Origin of the sequence: Pseudomonas sp. EpS/L25 (assembly GCF_001512295.1) — a bacterium.
Lineage (GTDB): Bacteria > Pseudomonadota > Gammaproteobacteria > Pseudomonadales > Pseudomonadaceae > Chryseomonas.
In genome coordinates this window covers 14,123-31,892 of the sequence record NZ_LNUP01000015.1, presented here as the reverse complement: position 1 = coordinate 31,892, position 17,770 = coordinate 14,123, and the positions used below count along the sequence as shown (strand labels likewise).

General features: G+C 65.7%; 12 protein-coding genes and 3 CRISPR repeat arrays. Of the genes, 9 read left to right on the top strand and 3 right to left on the bottom strand.

What is annotated here, in order from left to right:
* The first annotated feature begins 192 nt into the window (after positions 1-192).
* The 4 genes from mgtA to cas3f all read left to right on the top strand — a co-directional run bounded on the left by mgtA (position 193) and on the right by cas3f (position 9,223).
* Positions 193-2,886 carry a magnesium-translocating P-type ATPase gene (mgtA, locus tag AR540_RS16790; RefSeq protein WP_059230357.1) on the top strand — a complete coding sequence of 898 codons (2,694 nt, stop codon included), beginning with the start codon at positions 193-195 and terminating at the stop codon, positions 2,884-2,886.
* 467 nt (positions 2,887-3,353) lie between these two features.
* Complete coding sequence (locus AR540_RS16785; RefSeq protein ID WP_059230356.1) at positions 3,354-4,112, top strand: SDR family oxidoreductase; 759 nt, start codon at positions 3,354-3,356, stop codon at positions 4,110-4,112.
* Positions 4,113-4,190: 78 nt separating this feature from the next.
* A CRISPR array of direct repeats spans positions 4,191-4,818; the repeat unit is 28 nt; unit sequence TTTCTAAGCTGCCTACACGGCAGTGAAC.
* 194 nt (positions 4,819-5,012) lie between these two features.
* Positions 5,013-5,981, top strand: coding sequence for a type I-F CRISPR-associated endonuclease Cas1f (gene cas1f, locus AR540_RS16780; RefSeq protein ID WP_059230355.1), 969 nt, complete (start codon positions 5,013-5,015; stop codon positions 5,979-5,981).
* Positions 5,978-9,223: a type I-F CRISPR-associated helicase Cas3f gene (cas3f, locus tag AR540_RS16775; protein ID WP_059230354.1), complete on the top strand. Its 3,246-nt coding sequence runs from the start codon at positions 5,978-5,980 to the stop codon at positions 9,221-9,223. Before cas1f ends, cas3f begins: the two co-directional genes overlap by 4 nt.
* Positions 9,224-9,307: 84 nt before the next feature.
* Here cas3f and AR540_RS16770 read toward each other — a convergent pair whose 3' ends face one another.
* Positions 9,308-10,393: a Fic family protein gene (locus AR540_RS16770; RefSeq protein ID WP_059230353.1), complete on the bottom strand. Its 1,086-nt coding sequence runs from the start codon at positions 10,391-10,393 to the stop codon at positions 9,308-9,310.
* Between the two features lie 166 nt (positions 10,394-10,559).
* On the opposite strand from AR540_RS16770, the gene csy1 reads away from it, so the two are divergent.
* Genes csy1 through cas6f form a run of 4 tightly spaced genes read left to right on the top strand, consistent with a single transcriptional unit; the run spans position 10,560 to position 14,434 of the window.
* Positions 10,560-11,873, top strand: a complete 1,314-nt coding sequence (gene csy1, locus AR540_RS16765; RefSeq protein WP_059230352.1) for a type I-F CRISPR-associated protein Csy1 — start codon at positions 10,560-10,562, stop codon at positions 11,871-11,873.
* Complete coding sequence (gene csy2, locus AR540_RS16760; RefSeq protein ID WP_059230351.1) at positions 11,860-12,834, top strand: type I-F CRISPR-associated protein Csy2; 975 nt, start codon at positions 11,860-11,862, stop codon at positions 12,832-12,834. Before csy1 ends, csy2 begins: the two co-directional genes overlap by 14 nt.
* 11 nt (positions 12,835-12,845) lie before the next feature.
* On the top strand, positions 12,846-13,871 hold the full coding sequence (gene csy3 / locus AR540_RS16755; RefSeq protein ID WP_059230350.1) for a type I-F CRISPR-associated protein Csy3: 1,026 nt from the start codon (positions 12,846-12,848) through the stop codon (positions 13,869-13,871).
* Positions 13,872-13,873: 2 nt separating this feature from the next.
* A complete protein-coding gene (gene cas6f / locus AR540_RS16750; protein WP_059230349.1) occupies positions 13,874-14,434 on the top strand; it encodes a type I-F CRISPR-associated endoribonuclease Cas6/Csy4 in 561 nt (186 codons plus the stop codon).
* 129 nt (positions 14,435-14,563) lie between these two features.
* Positions 14,564-15,011: direct repeats of the CRISPR family, unit length 28 nt; unit sequence GTTCACTGCCGCGTAGGCAGCTTAGAAA.
* Between the two features lie 16 nt (positions 15,012-15,027).
* On the opposite strand, the gene AR540_RS16745 is transcribed toward cas6f, so the two are convergent.
* Positions 15,028-15,315: a helix-turn-helix domain-containing protein gene (locus AR540_RS16745; protein WP_059230348.1), complete on the bottom strand. Its 288-nt coding sequence runs from the start codon at positions 15,313-15,315 to the stop codon at positions 15,028-15,030.
* A 175-nt stretch (positions 15,316-15,490) separates the two neighbouring features.
* On the opposite strand from AR540_RS16745, the gene AR540_RS16740 reads away from it, so the two are divergent.
* On the top strand, positions 15,491-16,024 hold the full coding sequence (locus tag AR540_RS16740) for a DUF924 family protein (RefSeq protein WP_059230347.1): 534 nt from the start codon (positions 15,491-15,493) through the stop codon (positions 16,022-16,024).
* 183 nt (positions 16,025-16,207) lie between these two features.
* Positions 16,208-16,596: a CRISPR direct-repeat array (repeat unit 28 nt).
* A 75-nt stretch (positions 16,597-16,671) separates the two neighbouring features.
* Here AR540_RS16740 and AR540_RS16735 read toward each other — a convergent pair.
* Positions 16,672-17,337, bottom strand: coding sequence for a nucleoside/nucleotide kinase family protein (locus AR540_RS16735; protein ID WP_059230346.1), 666 nt, complete (start codon positions 17,335-17,337; stop codon positions 16,672-16,674).
* Positions 17,338-17,770 lie beyond the last annotated feature (433 nt).

Genomic DNA, 17,770 nt, shown 5'->3' with positions numbered 1-17,770 from the left:
ATCTTCGCACGCCGGCGGCCTGCCTGCGGCGTGCCCCTTTGCCGAACGGAGGCTAGCGCACCTGATGCGTCTCGCCCCCTGTCCGTCCTCGACCGCCAGGTAGCGTCCCCTAGCCGCCTGGCTCGCCAGGCAGCCGCGACTCCGCGCGCCACCGCTCGCTGATTCGTGGCCTCGGCCACGGGGAGTCTTCCCATGTTCAAAGCCCTTACCCAGCCGTTACTGGCCTTCTTCAGCCAACGCCTCGACCAGCGTCTGTTCCATCGTCCCGCCCTCTGGCAGCGCTCGTCCGCGGACCAGGGTCGCAGCGAACCCAGCGCCGACTTCAGTCGCCGCCTGCACGAGGCGGCCGGTCTCGCCGAGGGTGAACTGTTGCGGCGCCACCGCAGCAGTCCGCTGGGTCTGTCCGCGGCAGAGGCTGCCGAGCGGCGCCTCACCTTGGGTTACAACGAAGTGGAGCAGCAGCGCCGGCTCGGCGCCTGGCGCCATCTCTGGCTGAGTTATCGCAATCCCTTCAACCTGTTACTGACGCTACTTGCCGCTGTCTCGGCGCTCACCGACGACCTGCCCGGCGCCGCCGTGATCGGTACCATGGTGCTGGTGTCCACGGTGCTGCGCTTCGTCCAGGAATCGCGCTCCAATCGCGCCGCCGAGCGGCTCAAGGCGCTGGTCAGCACCACGGCCACGGTGCTGCGCCCGGAAGCCGGCAATCCCTTCGGCGTCGAGGTGCCGATCCGCGAACTGGTCCCCGGTGACATCGTACGGCTGGCGGCCGGCGACATGATCCCGGCCGACCTGCGCCTGCTCAGCGCGCGCGACCTCTTCGTCGGCCAGGCCGCCCTCACCGGTGAATCCCTGCCGGTGGAAAAGCGCGCCCTCACCCTGACTGCCGGCGGCAGCGCCCTGGAGCTGGACAACCTCTGCTTCATGGGCACCAACGTGGTCAGCGGCGCCGCCACCGCCCTGGTGGTGGGCACCGGGGTCGGCACCTACTTCGGCAGCCTCGCCGAGCGAGTGACCCGCGTCACCGAGGAACCCAACGCCTTCCAGCAAGGGGTCAACCAGGTCAGCTGGTTGCTGATCCGCTTCATGCTGGTGATGGCCCCGCTGGTGCTGCTGATCAACGGCCTGACCAAGGGCGACTGGCTGGAAGCGGCGCTGTTCGCCCTCTCGGTGGCCGTTGGCCTGACGCCCGAGATGCTGCCGATGATCGTCACCTCCACCCTGGCCAAGGGCGCCGTGGTGCTGGCCCGGCAGAAGGTGGTGGTCAAGCGCCTGGACGCCATCCAGAACTTCGGCGCCATGCAGGTGCTGTGCACCGACAAGACCGGCACCCTGACCCAGGACCGTATCGTCCTCGAGCGCCACACCGACAGCCAGGGCCGCCCCAGCGACGCCGTGCTGGAATACGCCTATCTCAACAGCCATTACCAGACCGGACTGAAGAACCTGCTCGACGTGGCGGTGCTGGAGCACGCCGAACTGCGCGGCCTCAGCCTGGCCTATCGCAAGGTCGACGAATTGCCCTTCGACTTCGAACGCCGGCGCATGTCGGTGGTGGTGGCCGAGGGTCAGCGTCACCTGCTGGTGTGCAAGGGCGCCCTGGAAGAGATGCTCGCTGCCTGCAGCCACGTCCGCGAAGACGGCGTCGACCGACCGCTTACCGCCGAGCGCCTGGCGCACATTCGCGCGCTCACCGCCGCCCTCAACGACGAAGGCCTGCGCGTGGTGGCCGTGGGCATCCGCGAGCTGCCCGGCGACCACCTCGACTATAGCGTCGCCGACGAGCACGACCTGGTGCTGATCGGCTACATCGCCTTCCTCGATCCGCCCAAGGAGACCGCGGTGGCCGCCCTGCGCGCCCTCGCCGACCAGGGCGTCGCGGTCAAGGTACTCACCGGCGACAACGAGCGCGTCACCCGGCGGGTGTGCCACGAGGTCGGCCTGAACGTCGACGGCCTGCTCACCGGTGCCGAACTCGACACCCTGGACGACCCTGCCCTGAGCGCGCGACTCGCCACCACCACGGTGTTCGCCCGCCTCACCCCGGCCCACAAGGAGCGCCTGGTCCGGCTGCTGCGCGACCAGGACCTGGTGGTGGGCTTTCTCGGCGACGGCATCAACGACGCCCCGGCACTGCGCGCGGCCGACATCGGCATCTCGGTGGATTCGGCGGTGGACATCGCCAAGGAAGCCGCTGACATTATCCTGCTGGAAAAGAGCCTGCTGGTGCTGGAAGAAGGCGTGCTGCAGGGCCGCAAGACCTTCGCCAACATGCTCAAGTACATCAAGATCACCGCCAGCTCAAACTTCGGCAACGTCTTCAGCGTACTGGCGGCGAGCGCCTTCCTGCCCTTCCTGCCGATGCTGCCGCTGCAGCTGCTGGTGCAGAACCTGCTGTACGACCTGTCGCAGACCGCCATCCCCTTCGACCACGTCGACGCCGACCTGCTGGCCCGTCCGCAACGCTGGAAGGTGGAGGACATCGGCCGCTTCATGCTGTTCTTCGGCCCGCTGAGTTCCATCTTCGACCTCCTCACCTTCCTGCTGCTGTGGCAGGTGTTCGGCGCCGATTCCCCGGCCCAGGCGACGCTGTTCCAGACCGGCTGGTTCGTCGAGGGACTGCTGTCCCAGACCCTGGTGGTGCATCTGATCCGCACCCGCCGCCTGCCCTTCGTGCAGAGCCGCGCCGCCGCGCCGCTGCTGCTCATGACCGGCGCCATCGCCGCCATCGGCCTGCTGCTGCCCTTCTCGCCCCTGGCCGGCTACTTCCGCCTGCAGCCCCTGCCATTGGGCTACTTCCCCTGCCTGGCGCTGCTGCTGGCGGGCTACGCCCTGCTGGTCCAGGGAATGAAGGACTGGTTCGTGCAGCGCTACGGCTGGCAGTAGGGAAGGTGCGCGGCGACCCGATACCGCTCGACCATCCCCCTCCTCTCGGAGAGCTGGAATGAGGAGCACCCCGCTCGATAGCTGCAGGCTGACACCACATCCTCCCTGCCCCCCAAATCCCCTCTTCCTTCGGGAGAGGACTAGGGTGAGGGCCAGGGCCGCCACCGACCGACTCCAGCCCCGCCCCAGCACACCTAACCATCTCCTATCCCTCTGGGAGAGGGCCAGGGTGAGGGCCAAGGCCGCCACCGACTGACCCCAGCCCACCCCAGCACACCTAACCATCCCCTCTCCCTTTGGGAGAGGGCTAGGGGTGAGGGCCAAGGCTGCCACCGGCTGACTCCAGCCCACCCCAGCACACCTAACCATCCCCTCTCCCTCTGGGAGAGGGCTAGGGTGAGGGCGCCCCCAATACCCCTCACGACCTGCTAGCCTTGGTAGCCCCCTGGCCACCCCAAGGACCATCCATGACTACCGCTCGCCCCATCGCCCTCGTCACCGGTGCCTCCCAGGGTATCGGCCGCGCCGTCGCCCTCGGCCTGCTCGCAGACGGCTTCCGCGTGATCCTCGCCGCCCGCCGCGCCGAGCCGCTGGAGACCCTGGCGGAGGAAGCCCGGCAGCAAGGCGGCGAAGCCTTGGCGGTCCCCTGCGATGTCACCGACGCCGCCAGTGTCGCGGCCCTTTTCGCGCGCATCCGCGACACCTACGGCCGCCTCGACCTGCTGTTCAACAATGCCGGCGTCGGCGCCCCGGCGGTGCCCATCGACGAGCTGGAACTGGACGCCTGGCACCGCGCGGTCAACACCAACCTCACCGGCGTCTTCCTCTGCAGCCGCGCCGCCTTCGCCCTGATGCGCGAACAGTCGCCACGGGGTGGCCGCATCATTAACAACGGCTCCATCTCCGCCCACACCCCGCGCCCCTTCAGCGCGCCCTACACCGCCACCAAGCACGCCGTCGCCGGCCTGACCAAGGCCCTGGCCCTGGACGGCCGCCCCTTCGACATCGCCTGCGGCCAGATCGATATCGGCAACGCCGCCACCGAGATGACCGAACGCATGGCCAAGGGCGTGCTCCAGGCCGACGGCAGCACCGCCGTGGAGCCGCGCATGGACGTCAGGCACGTCGCCGACGCCGTCCGCTACATGGCCAGCCTGCCCCTGGACGCCAACGTTCAGACGCTGACGGTGATGGCGACCAAGATGCCGTATGTGGGTAGGGGCTGAGGGGTTCCACGTGGAACCCCGATGGGCTGCCTATACGGCAGTGAACGCGCTGAAGGGATCACCCTTATCCATGCCATATTTCTAAGCTGCCTAAACGGCAGTGAACGGCGTGCATCCTGTTGGGCAGTTCGTCCGCCGTTTCTAAGCTGCCTACACGGCAGTGAACAGCTCGCCGGCATCGTCGAGCAGCTCGCGAAATTTCTAAGCTGCCTACACGGCAGTGAACATAGTCGAGGGCGAGAACTGCTGGCCGGCAACTTTCTAAGCTGCCTACACGGCAGTGAACAGCTACGGCAAAGCCGTGGACATGCGCACCAATTTCTAAGCTGCCTACACGGCAGTGAACGCTGCCGACACTGCCTACACGGAGATTCAGCATTTCTAAGCTGCCTACACGGCAGTGAACACCTGACCCCACGAAATCCCGCGCCAACGGGTTTTCTAAGCTGCCTACACGGCAGTGAACGATCGCATGGCGCTCGGGCCGTGGGCGTATGCTTTCTAAGCTGCCTACACGGCAGTGAACGATGGCTTGGCTTTCTGCAGCTCCGAGTACCTTTTCTAAGCTGCCTACACGGCAGTGAACTGTCTGAGCTGCAGGCTACGTTGAAAGCAGAATTTCTAAGCTGCCTACACGGCAGTGAACGGCAGGCCATAGCCCGTCTGGATGTGGCTGATTTTCTAAGCTGCCTACACGGCAGTGAACTAGAGTATTTCCCGCCCAACCCCTTGATACAACAGCTTTCAGCGCTCTTTTCGGCCACCAAACCCTCTTTTTAGCTCCCTCCCTAACCCCTTGATTTCAAAGGCCTCGCTAAACAACCCGAAAAAAGGGTTCCGCCCAGCCACTCGCCGCGCCAAGATGACGACAGGCCCGCCACCGACATCAGGGACGCTGTCATGGATGATTTCAGCCCTTCCGATCTCAAGTCGATCCTGCACTCCAAGCGCGCCAATCTCTACTACCTGCAGCACTGCCGGGTGCTGGTGAATGGTGGCCGGGTGGAGTACGTGACCGAGGCCGGCCAGCAGTCGCTGTACTGGAACATTCCCATCGCCAACACCACTACCCTGCTGCTCGGCACTGGTACCTCCATCACCCAGGCGGCGATGCGTGAATTGGCCCGGGCGGGTGTGCTGGTGGGTTTCTGCGGTGGCGGTGGCACGCCGCTGTATTCGGCCAACGAGATCGACGTGGAGGTGGCCTGGTTTTCACCCCAGAGCGAATACCGCCCCACCGAGTACCTGCAACGCTGGGTCGGCTTCTGGTTCGACGAGGCCAAGCGGCTGACCGCGGCCAAGGCCTTCCAGCTGGCGCGCCTGGAGCGGATTCGCACGGGTTGGCTGCAGGAGCGCGCGCTGCAGGAGGCTGGCTTCCAGGTCGAGCCGACGGCCTTGGAGGCGGCCCTGGCGGCCTCGCGCAACGCCATCCAGGCGGCGGTGGACAACACCTTCCTGCTCACCGAAGAAGCCCGCCTGAGCAAGCAGCTCTATGCCCTGGCGGCGCGGGCGGTGGACTATGGTGACTTCACCCGCGCCAAGCACGGCGCCGGCAGCGACCCGGCCAATCGCTTCCTCGACCATGGCAACTACCTGGCCTATGGTCTGGCCGCCAGCGCCACCTGGGTGCTCGGCCTGCCCCATGGCCTGGCGGTGCTGCACGGCAAGACCCGTCGCGGCGGCCTGGTATTCGACGTGGCCGACCTGGTGAAGGACGCCAGCATCCTGCCCCTGGCCTTCGTCAGCGCCGTGCGCGGTGACGAGGAACAGGAATTCCGCCAGGCCTGCCTGGAGCGCCTGACCCGCGGTGAGGCGCTGGACTTCATGATCGACACCCTGAAGGCGGTGGCCGAGGAGGTCGGCGGGTGAACGTCCTGCTCGTCAGCCAGTGCGACAAGCGCGCCCTGGTGGAAAGCCGACGCATCCTCGACCAGTTCGCCGAGCGTCGCGGCGAACGTACCTGGCAGACGCCCATCACCCAGGCCGGCCTGGACACCCTGCGCAAGCTGCTGAAGAAGACCGCCCGCCGCAACACCGCCGTGGCCTGTCACTGGATCAGGGGCCGCGACCACAGCGAGCTGCTGTGGATCGTCGGCGATGCCAGCCGCTTCAATGACCAGGGCGCGGTACCGACCAACACCACCCGCCGCGACGTGCTGCGCCGGCACGACGAGAACGACTGGCACAGCGGCGAGGACATCAAGCTGCTGGCGCAACTGGCGGCCCTCTTCCATGACATTGGCAAGGCCAATGCCGCCTTCCAGGCCAAGCTGCGCGGCAAGGGTCCGCTGGCCGACGCCTATCGCCATGAGTGGGTGTCGCTGCGCCTGTTCGAAGCCTTCGTCGGCAACGGCAGCCAAGATACGGACTGGCTGCATCGCCTGGTCAACGGCTCAGCGGAGGACTGGCTCATCCGGCTGCAGGCGGATCACCGACCACCGCAGCCGGGCCCTTTCATCCAGCGCCACCTGCCACCCCTGGCCCAGGCGATCGGCTGGTTGATCGTCAGCCACCATCGCCTCCCTCTCGCGGCCAAGGCACCGCCGGCACCGGGCGTGAAACTGCTGCCCATGCCGATCATGGCCGACTGGTGCGGCGCCCGCAGCGAGGCGACGCCGGCCGAACAGGCCGCCTGCTGGCAATTCCCGGCGGGCCACCTGCCCTTCGCCAGTGCCGCCTGGCGCCGCCGTAGCGCCGCCTGCGCCCAGGCCGTGCTGGATCGACCGGGGCTGCTGGCAGATGCCGAGCGACTGCTGGGCGATCCCTACCTCATGCACCTGTCGCGCCTGGTGCTGATGCTCGCCGACCACCACTATTCGAGCCAGCCCGCCCAACCCCGCCTGGGCGATCCGGACTTCCCCGCCCATGCCAATACCGACCGGGAGGGCCAACCCAAGCAACGCCTCGACGAACACCTGCTCGGGGTCACCCAGGACGCCCGGCGCATCGCCGGCCTGTTGCCACGCCTGGAACGCAACCTGCCGCGCATCGCCCGGCACAAGGGCTTCAAGCGCCGCGCCACGGACCCGCGCTTCCGCTGGCAGGACAAGGCCTTCGACCTGGCCAATGGCCTGCGCGACACCGCGGCCCGGCACGGCTTCTTCGGCGTCAACCTGGCTTCCACCGGCTGCGGCAAGACCCTCGCCAATGGCCGTATCCTCTATGCCCTGGCCGATCCGCAGCGCGGGGCGCGCTTCAGCATCGCCCTGGGCCTGCGCACCCTCACCCTGCAGACCGGCGAGGCCTACCGACAACAGCTCGGCCTGGACGAGGACGACCTGGCCATCCGCGTCGGCGGCATGGCCGTGCGCGAGCTGTTCGAGCTGGACGCCCGGGAACGCCGCGCCGCCGCCCAGGGCAGCGAGTCGGCCGCCTTGCAGGACAATGGCCACGTCCATTACGCGGCCAGCCTGGAAGACGGCCCGCTCAAGGACTGGCTGCAGCACGATCCCGCGACGCTCAAGCTGGTCAGCGCGCCCGTGCTGGTCTGCACCCTCGACCATTTGATGCCGGCCTGCGAGAGCCTCCGCGGCGGCCGGCAGATCGCGCCCATGCTGCGCCTGCTCACCGCCGACCTGGTGCTGGACGAACCGGACGACTTCGACCTGGCCGATCTACCCGCCCTGACCCGCCTGGTGCACTGGGCCGGCCTGCTCGGCAGCCGCGTGCTGCTGTCCTCGGCGACCCTGCCACCGGCCCTGGTGCGCGGACTCTTCGACGCCTATGCCGCCGGCCGCGCGACCTATCGCCGACATCGCGGCGAACCGGGCACCTCGGCGGACATCTGCTGCGCCTGGTTCGACGAATTCGGCTGCAGCACCGCGCAGGAGGCGCAAGGCGATGGCTTTGCCCAACAGCACGCGGCCTTCATCGACAAGCGCCTGGCCGCCCTGCGTCAGCAACCCGTGCGGCGCCGGGCGCACATCCTGCCCATCGCCACCAGCAGCCGCGAACGGACCGCCCTCTGCGCCGAACTGGCCGCTCAGTTGCCCGGTTGGATGAGCGAGTTGCACCAGCGCCATCACAGCACCAGTACCGACGGCCAGCGCGTCAGCTGCGGGCTGCTGCGGCTGGCCAACATCGATCCGCTGATCGAACTGGCCCAGGCCCTCCACGCCCAGGACGCCCCCACGGGCACGCGCCTGCACCTCTGCGTCTATCACTCGCGCTTTCCACTGCTGCTGCGCTCGGCCATCGAACGCCAGCTGGATACCCTACTGCGCCGCCACCAACCCCAGGCGCTGTTCGCCCATCCCCTGGTCCGCGACGCCCTGGCGCGCTATCCGGAAGCCGATCACCTCTTCGTCGTGCTCGCCTCGCCGGTGGCCGAGGTGGGCCGCGATCACGACTACGACTGGGCCATCGTCGAGCCCTCGTCCATGCGCTCCATCATCCAACTGGCCGGCCGCATCCGCCGCCATCGTCCCGACGCCTGCACGGAAGACAATCTCTACCTGCTCTCGCACAACCTCAAGGCGCTGCAAGGGACAGCCCTCGCCTTCGAGCGCCCTGGCTTCGAGACAGCCAACTGGCGCCTGGCCAGCCATGACCTGCGCAACCTGCTGCCCGCCGACAGCTTCGCCATCGATGCCACGCCCCGCATCCAGGAAGCCGTCCCCTTGCAGCCCACCACCCGCCTGGTGGACTTGGAGCACGCCCGGCTACGCGCCGAACTCCTCGGCGAAGGCGCCAGCAAGACCGCCTACACCGCACCCCTCTGGTGGCAGAGCCCGGCCGCCCTCACCGGCCTGCTGCAAAAGGCCCAACCCTTTCGCCAGCGACAGCCCCAGCTGGACTATTCCCTGCTGCCGGATCTGGACGACGAGCCACCCTTCACCTTCCAGCGCGACGAAGAAGACGGCACCTGGCGGCCGGTGGGTAACCTCCTGAAGGAGCTGCCTCTCAGTCTGGGCGCCCGCGTCCATAGTTGGGGCCATGCCGGCTACGAAGCCGAACTGCACACCCTGTCCGAACGCCAAGGCCTCGGCCTACGCGCCTGTGCCCAACGCTATGGACGCCTCAGCCTCGACTGCGACCGCAACGACAGCGGCACTCTGACGGATCGGCCCTGGCGCTGGCATCCACGATTGGGGTTCGCCCGTGGCAAATAGGCTATGAGCTGAGTGGGCACCTGTAAAAGAAAGCCGGTTTTCTTTCCATGTCCGGCTCTTCATGTAAAAGAAATCGTGATTCTTTTACACGTACTCACGCTGGGCTGCGTTGGACAGCAGCTCAAACAAGGCATCGTTCAAGTAAAGATTTTCCTTGCCTACCCGATGCTTGCTCAGCAAACCCAGCTCGACGACTGTCTCAAGGTACTTGGTAGCAGTAGGCCGGCTGACGTTCAACTCCTGCTGTACGAACTCCACCTTGGTGTAAGGGTGCCAAAACAGGTTGTTGAGCAGATCCTGGCTGTAAATCTTGGGCCGCTGCGTGCGCAGTCTTTCCTTGTAGTCCTGCATCAAATCCTTGATGCCATAGATCAACTTAGTCGTCTGAGTGGCGGTCTGCTCGACGGCTTCCAGCATGAACAGCAACCAAGCTTCCCAAGCTCCTTCATCCCTTACCGCCTGCAGCCTGGAGTAATAGAGCGCTTTGTTCTGATTGATATACCTCGACAGATAGAGCACCGGGCTCCCGAGCAATCCCCACCGGACGAGATAGAGAACGTTCAGGATACGTCCAGTTCGACCGTTGCCATCGTAGAAAGGATGGATGCTTTCAAATTGATGATGCATCACAGCCATCCGCGTCAACGGATCCCAATCGCACAGCGTTTCGTCATTGATGAACCGCTCCAGATTGGTCATCAAGGCAATGACCTCATCGGGGTGCTGAGGCGGGGTGTAAACCACCAGTCCTGCCTGGTCCATCAGTTTTGTCCCTGACATTCGACGAAAGCCAGCCTCGTTTTCCTCTAGCCGAGCCTGGATACGCAAGATGTCGCTATTAGTCAGCAGTCCAGTGCGGCGAACCTCCAGAAAACCTTCTTTGAGCGCCAATGCATAGTTGTGTACCTCTTTCGCCGCCACGCTGATGAACTGCCGGCCGGCACTATCGCTTCGGTAAAGATCATCCTGGGTGGTGATGATGTTCTCGATAGCAGAGCTGTCTTTGGCCTCCTGTAGAGATAGCGTACTGATCAGGATGTCCTGATTAGGCACGCTGTCTGCTACCCCCTTGAGCTCAGCCAGGGCCTGATGCGCACGTGCCAACTTGCGTAGAACCGTCCGGCTTTCCAGGTCTTCAGCGAGAGGCAACTGTGGAGGGAAGTAGGCCATGTTCAATCCTTCTGAGCTGCCTGTTCGGCAGTTTTCCCGAAAGCATCTTTTCCTAAACTGCCCATTCGGCAGTCCACGGAGAATAGCCTGAAATTTACAGAAAGTATCTTGGTGTTTTTCTTGGATTAGACCTATGCTGCCTTGGTCAATTGATAGGGAGATCACCATGGCGTCACTGCTGCTGCCTCAAGCCGCCCTGCGCGACCTGATCCATACCTTCATCCAGACCCGCCTGCAGGCCAAGCTCGACAAGCTGGCCGACGACGACCCCAGGCGTCAGCCGCTGCTCGATGCTCACCGCCCGGAAGTCTGGCTCGCCGACGCCGCCCGGCGCGTCGCCCAGATCCAGCTCGCCACCCATACCCTCAAGCCCATCCACCCGGACGCCCGTGGCAGTAGCCTGCATGTACCGCCGACCGCTGCCGAACTGCCGGGGCTGGTTTCCAGCCATTGCCTGGCCGAGGGCTGGGATGACGATGTAGTGGGCAACGCAGCGGCGCTGGATGTATTCAAGCTGCTCAAGTTGGAGCATCAAGGCCGCAGCCTGCTGCAACGCGTTCTGGACCAGGACGCCGACCTGCTCGCCGCCTTGAGCGACGACGCCGAGCAGGCCGAGGCCTGGCGCGCCAGCTTCGCCGCCATCACCGCCAGCCGCGGCCCGGCGGCTTCCCATAGCCTGGCCAAGCAGGTCTATTTCCCGCTGCCGGACGGCGGCTATCACCTGCTGGCACCACTGTTCCCCACCAGCCTGGCGCACCGGCTGCAGCGGCGCCTGCGGGAGGATCGCTTCGGTGCCGCCGCCAAGGCGGCCCGCGAAGCCCGCAAGAACGCGCAACCGGCCGAGCAGGGCTATTGCGAGTACCTCGACCTGGCGATCCAGAAGTTCGGCGGCACCAAGCCGCAGAACATCAGTCAACTCAACAGCGAGCGCTATGGCGAGAACTGGCTGCTCGCCTCGCTACCGCCCACCTGGCGCAGCCTCGACCTGCGCCCGCCCTTGCGCCGCGACTCGGCCTTCGACTTCCTCTATCGCCACGACAAGACCCTGCGCGCCCGGGTAGCCGAGCTGCAGCACTTCCTGCGGGTGACGACGCACAACAACTGGCAGATCCGCCGCAAACGCGCCCGCCTGCTCGAAGAGATCACCGACGCCTTCCACCAGTACGCCGCCGAGCTGCTGGAGGCCAATCGCAACGGCGTCCTTCCCCCCGGCTGGAGCGCCCATCCCGACTGCCGCCTGGACGAAAGCGAGCGCCTCTGGCTCGATCCCTTGCGGGCTCAAACGGATGCGGACTTCCGCAGCAGCCACCTGTGGCGCGACTGGCCTGCCCAGGCCAGCCAGCGCTTCGGCAACTGGCTCAACGCCAAGCTGGATCACGACGCCCTGCGCCTGGGCGAAGCCGAGGCCGACCACTGGCGCGGCGTGCTGCACGACGAACTGAAGCTGTTCAAGGAGATGCTCGACGATGGACGCGCCTGAAGCCCTGCTCCTGCTGCCGCGCCTGCGCGTGCAGAACGCCAACGCCCTCTCCGGCCCCCTGACCTGGGGCTTTCCGGCGGTCACCGCCTTCACCGGCTTCGTCCAGGCCCTGGAACTCAAGCTGCGCGAAGCGCTGGACATCCAACTCGCCGGGGTGGCCATCGTCTGTCACCACCACCAGGCGCAGACCTCCGTGCCGGCCGGCAAGCGCACCCGGGTGTTCCACCTCACGCGCAACCCGGTCGGCAAGGACGGCACCACCGCCGCCATCGTCGAGGAAGGGCGCATCCACCTGGACGTCAGCCTGCTGATCGGCGTCTCCGGCACCGCCCTCTATGACGGCCTGCTGGAGCCTGCAGCCATCGCTCAGCGCGCCTGGGACCTCGCGCTGGGTATGCGCCTGGCCGGAGGCAGCCTGCTACCGCCGACCTGGGCCCTGGGCGAGCGCCAGCGGCCGCTGTTGGAATTCTGGCCCGGCACGGCCGAGGAAGAAGTCCGACTCAGCCGTCGTCTGACGCGCCGCCTGCTGCCTGGCTTCGCCCTGATCCCCCGCGCCGACCTGCTCGCCCAGCGCACCGCCGCATTGCAAACCCAGGATGCCAGCCTGACCAGCCTCGAGGCCCTGCTCGACCTCACGCGCCTGAACGTCGATCCGCCCGGCACGGCAGACGAGCAAGGCGCACCTCGGAGCGACTGGCACCTGCGCCCCCGTGCCGGCTGGCTGGTGCCCATCCCGCTGGGTTATCGCTCCCTGGCGGCCCATCCGCCTGGCAGCGTGCGCAATGCCCGCGACCGCAGCCTGCCCTTCCACTTCGTCGAAAGCCTCTACGGCCTCGGCGAATGGCACAGTCCGCATCGCTTCGCCGACATCCGCCAATTGCTCTGGTACCACCAGGCCGAACCCGATGCCGGCCTGTATCGCTGCACCACGCCCTTCCTCGACCTCGAAGCCCTCGCATAAGGACATCCGACATGGCCAAGACCACCACCCTGAACACCGCCTCCGTCCTCGCCTTCGAGCGCAAGCTCGATCCCTCGGACGCCCTGCTCTACGCCGGCCGCTGGGACGAGCGTGACGTCGGTACCTGGCAGCCCATCGCCATCCGCGAGAAATCCGTGCGCGGTACCATCTCCAACCGCATCAAGACCAAGGACCGCGACCCGGCCAAGCTGGACGCCTCCATCCAGGCGCCCAACCTGCAGACCGTCGACGTCGCCGCCCTGCCCGCCGAGGCCGATACCCTCAAGGTGCGCTTCACCCTGCGCGTCCTCGGCGGCGCCGGCACCCCGGCGGCCTGCAACGATGCCGACTACCAGGCCAAGCTGCTGGCCACCGTGCAGCATTATGTGAGCGCCCAGGGTTTCGGCGAACTGGGCCGGCGTTACGCCGCCAACCTGGCCAGTGGCCGCTTCCTTTGGCGCAACCGGGTCGGTGCCGAAGCCGTCGAGGTCCGCATTGCCCGCCTGCAGGATGGCGCCGCCGCCCAGAGCTGGCGCTTCGACGGCCTGGCCGTGCCGTTGCGCAGCTTCGCCGCCGATGCACAGGTCGACAGCCTCGGCGCCGTGATCGCCGACGGCCTGGCCGGCAAGGGCCATCTGCTGCTGGAGGTGGTGGCCTTCGTCCGTATCGGCGATGGCCAGGAAGTCTTTCCCTCCCAAGAACTGATCCTCGACCGCGGCGACAAGGGCGGCAAGAGCAAGACCCTCTATCAGGTGCGCGACGTAGCGGCGATCCACTCGCAGAAGATCGGCAACGCCCTGCGTACCCTGGATACCTGGTACCCCGGCGCGGACGAACTCGGCCCCATCGCCGTCGAGCCCTATGGCTCCGTCACCTCCCAGGGCAAGGCCTACCGCCAGCCCAAGGACAAGCTCGACTTCTACAGCCTGTTCGACAACTGGGTACTGCACGACCAGGTGCCGACGCTGGACCAGCAGCACTTCGTCATCGCCAACCTGATCCGCGGCGGCGTCTTCGGGGCCGCCGAGGAGAAGTAGCCATGGACCACTACCTCGACCTCCGGCTGCTGCCGGACCCGGAGTTTCCCGCCACCCAGCTGATGAGCGCCCTGTTCGCCAAGCTGCACCGCGGGCTGAGCGATCTGCGACGCGACGACGTGGGCATCAGCTTTCCCGAGGTGGACGCCGGCCCCACCCTGGGCACCCGGCTACGCCTGCACGGCACGGCCGAGGCCCTGGACCGGCTCCTGGCGCTGGACTGGCTCACCGGCATGCGCGACCACCTGCACCTCGGCGCCCTGACCCCGATACCGGCCCAGGTCCGCTGGCGCCAGGTCAGCCGCGTCCAGGTGGACAGCAACCCCGACCGTCTCCGCCGCCGCCTGATCAAGCGCCATGGCCTCAGCGAAACGGAGGCCCGCCAACGCATCCCCGACAGCGCCGCCAAGCGCTGCGCCCTGCCCTTCGTGACCCTGCGCAGCAACGGCAACGGCCAGCGCTTCCCCCTGTTCATCCGCCACGGCCCGTTGCTGGAGGCGCCCATCCCCGGCACCTTCAACCGCTACGGCCTGAGCACCACGGCCACCGTGCCCTGGTTCTGACCCTTTTTTCTGAGCGCCCAGGTGCCACCTGTAAAATCAAGGGGTTACGGAAGGCGCAGAAAAAAGGTTGGAGAGGTTAAAAAGCCGCCTAAGTCTTTCGGATCAAGAGCTTGGGTGGTTTTGGGTCTAGTTCACTGCCGCGTAGGCAGCTTAGAAATTCTACGACCCGAATGCCTCGGTCGGAGTTGCGTTCACTGCCGCGTAGGCAGCTTAGAAATGGAAGGCTGCCGCGGTCTGCTCGGCGCGCTCGTTCACTGCCGCGTAGGCAGCTTAGAAAGGCCGATGACCGGTACGGTACGGATTGCCTGAGTTCACTGCCGCGTAGGCAGCTTAGAAACAGCCGTATCGACAGCTTTCTTGACTCCCATTGTTCACTGCCGCGTAGGCAGCTTAGAAAGCCGCCCTGCTGGAGCTGCGCGCACTCATGGGGTTCACTGCCGCGTAGGCAGCTTAGAAACGAGAATCTTGCAGGAAAAGACCAGCCAAATGGTTCACTGCCGTGCAGGCAGCTTAGAAACAAGGTGTGCAGCGTAAAGCACCGAAATGGAAGTTCACTGCCGCACAGGCAGCCCAGAAACTAGCACCCACGACGGCTAAGCCCCCAGCGCTGCCAGCACATGCACGGCGTCGTTCTTCAGCGCTACCAACAGCGCCTTCGCCGGCCCAGTGGGTTCGCGCCGGCTCTGTTCCCAATTGCGCAACGTACCGACGTCGATATTGAGCTTCCTAGCGAACTGCGCCTGGCTCAGTCCCGTGTTCTTGCGCATCTGCTTGATCTGCAGGGCATCGATGTGGAATTCACGGGGAGGTTGCCGCTCACCCCGGACGATCTCGTCCATTTGGGTAACGCTTTCCATGAGGTCATCCAAGAACCTGGTCATACGGTCTATCTCCACTTTTCGGGGCCTTCAAGGCTATCCGGTCCTCGACGGAGAGGTCGTCCTGCTTACGCGGCCGTGTATGAAATAGCCGTCTGTCTCGCCGCACCAAGCAGTCGTTATAAGCTACGTCGAGTGCAACAACCACTCAGGCAACCCGCGCGACTGGGAAGACAGCATGCAACCACAGGAAGTCGTAACCTTCTGGCGCTCTGCCGGTAGACGCAAATGGTTCAGCGGTGGCACCGAGTTCGATACCGAATGCCGCACGGGCTTCGAGGCAGCGCATTTCGCCGCGAGTCGCCGCGAATTCGATAGCTGGGCCGACAAGGCCGAAGGCGTCCTGGCCCTCTGCCTCCTGCTCGACCAGATCCCCCGCAATATCTTCCGCCACAGCGGCCATGCCTTCGCCACCGACGCCCTGGCCCTGCATTACGCCCGGCAGGCGATCGATGCCGGCCTGGACCAGCAGGTCGAGCCCGAGCTACGCGCCTTCTTCTATCTGCCATTCGAGCATTCCGAAGCCCTGGTCGATCAGCACCGCTCTCTTGAATTGTTCGAGGCCCTGGGCATCGAGCACTACCGCAGCTACGCCCAGGCGCATCTGGACGTGATCGCCCAGTTCGGGCGCTTTCCACACCGAAATCGGGCGCTGGGCCGGATCGATACAGCGGAAGAACAGGCTTGGCTGGATGCAGGTGGGGGATTCTAAAAGGAGGCTTTAGATCGGCGCCTGTCCGGTCTCGGCAAATGGCGCCGCGTTCATACCCTCTTTTTTGAGGCCCACCTTACAGCGATAAAAATCAATGACTTGGAAGAGGCCGTGAAAAAAGGGTTTTGAGAGGAAAAACCGATTAGTCTTCGATAGATCAAGGTGTTATGTAGAACTAGCTCTAGTTCACTGCCGTATAGGCAGCTTAGAAAAGGACGGCGCAGCCGGCCGACCTGGAGCGCGTGTTCACTGCCGTATAGGCAGCTTAGAAACTCGTCGATGGCCCTGTCCCAGGCCTCATCCGGTTCACTGCCGTATAGGCAGCTTAGAAAGGTCTCCCCCCTCCAGCAGCACAGGCGGGTTCGTTCACTGCCGTATAGGCAGCTTAGAAAATACTGATCAGGAAATCGAAGCGCTAATGCCCGTTCACTGCCGCATAGGCAGCTTAGAAATACGCCAGCTGTTGGCTCAAATGCCACGAGCCGTTCGCTGCCGCATAGGCAGCTCAGAAATCATCCCCATGCGCGGCGGCAGTCGGGGCAATGTTCACCGCCGTACAGGCAGCTTAGAAACACGCCGCCCTCGCCACTCAGCTCGCCTCTGGCTTCACTGCCGCCTAGGCAGCAAACACCCTTGCCTCCTCCGGCCTAACCGATTCCCACCCCATCCCGCCACTCCACCACCAGATCCGCCCGCGCCCGGTCGCCGTCGATCAGTCGGGCATTGGGCTCGTCGGTGCTCGCCACCCAGGCTTCGGCCTCCGCGCGGCTGCGGCCGAAGTGCATGTGCCGGGCGACCAGGCGTGCGCGACGCTCCTCGGGGTCGACGCGCACGTACCAGCACTCGTCGAACACGTCCGCCACGTCGCGCCAAGGCGCCTGGGTCAGCAGCAGGTAGTTGCCTTCGCTGATCACTAGTTGCGTCTCCGCATGGACGGGGATGGCGTTGGCGATGGGTTCCTCGATCTCGCGATTGAACAGCGGCGCATAGACGGTCTCGCCTGCCACTGGCGACTTCAGCCGCTGCAGCAGGGCGCGATAGCCGCGGGCGTCGAAGGTGTCCGGGGCGCCCTTGCGCTGGGCGCGACCCAGGCGCGCCAGTTCGCGGTTGGCCAGGTGATAGCCGTCCATGGGCACCACCACGGCGCGTTCGCCCAATGCCACCGCCAACAGTTCGGCCACCGTCGACTTGCCGGCGCCGGGCGTGCCGGCGATGCCCAGCAGGCGGCGCCCGCCCTGGGCCAGCAGCGCCTCGGCGCGGGCCAGGAGCTCGGTGGGAAGTTGCAGGCCGTCGACCGGACGCTGGCTGCTCATGCCGATACCCCCGGCAACGAATACGAAGGGCGGGCAAGCGAGGAAACGAGAACGGTCATGCAGCAGGCTCCGGTAGGGGGGATCGCGGCACGCTAGTGTGGTGTTTCAGAAGTTCGCGCAAGAATTGGCGAGTGATTTTTTGGTCTGGGCCAGGCGCCGCGACGAGTCATAGCAGGGCTATGGCGAGGAGTGGCAACGCCGCCCAGGCCGAAAAAGCGCCGCCAGAATTGTGTAGATAACTTCTGAAACACCACACTAGCACCCACCGAATCGGCCGTCGACTCGGCACGCCAATCGCTGGAAAGCGATCACAGTCCACCACCCTCCGCGCGAACGGCCGGGCTTGCCCCTCGGCATCCGCCAGGCGCTCTCGTACACTCCGCTTCCGACTCGCCGCGGATTGCCTCCGCGCCTCGCTCACAAAGGGACTTGT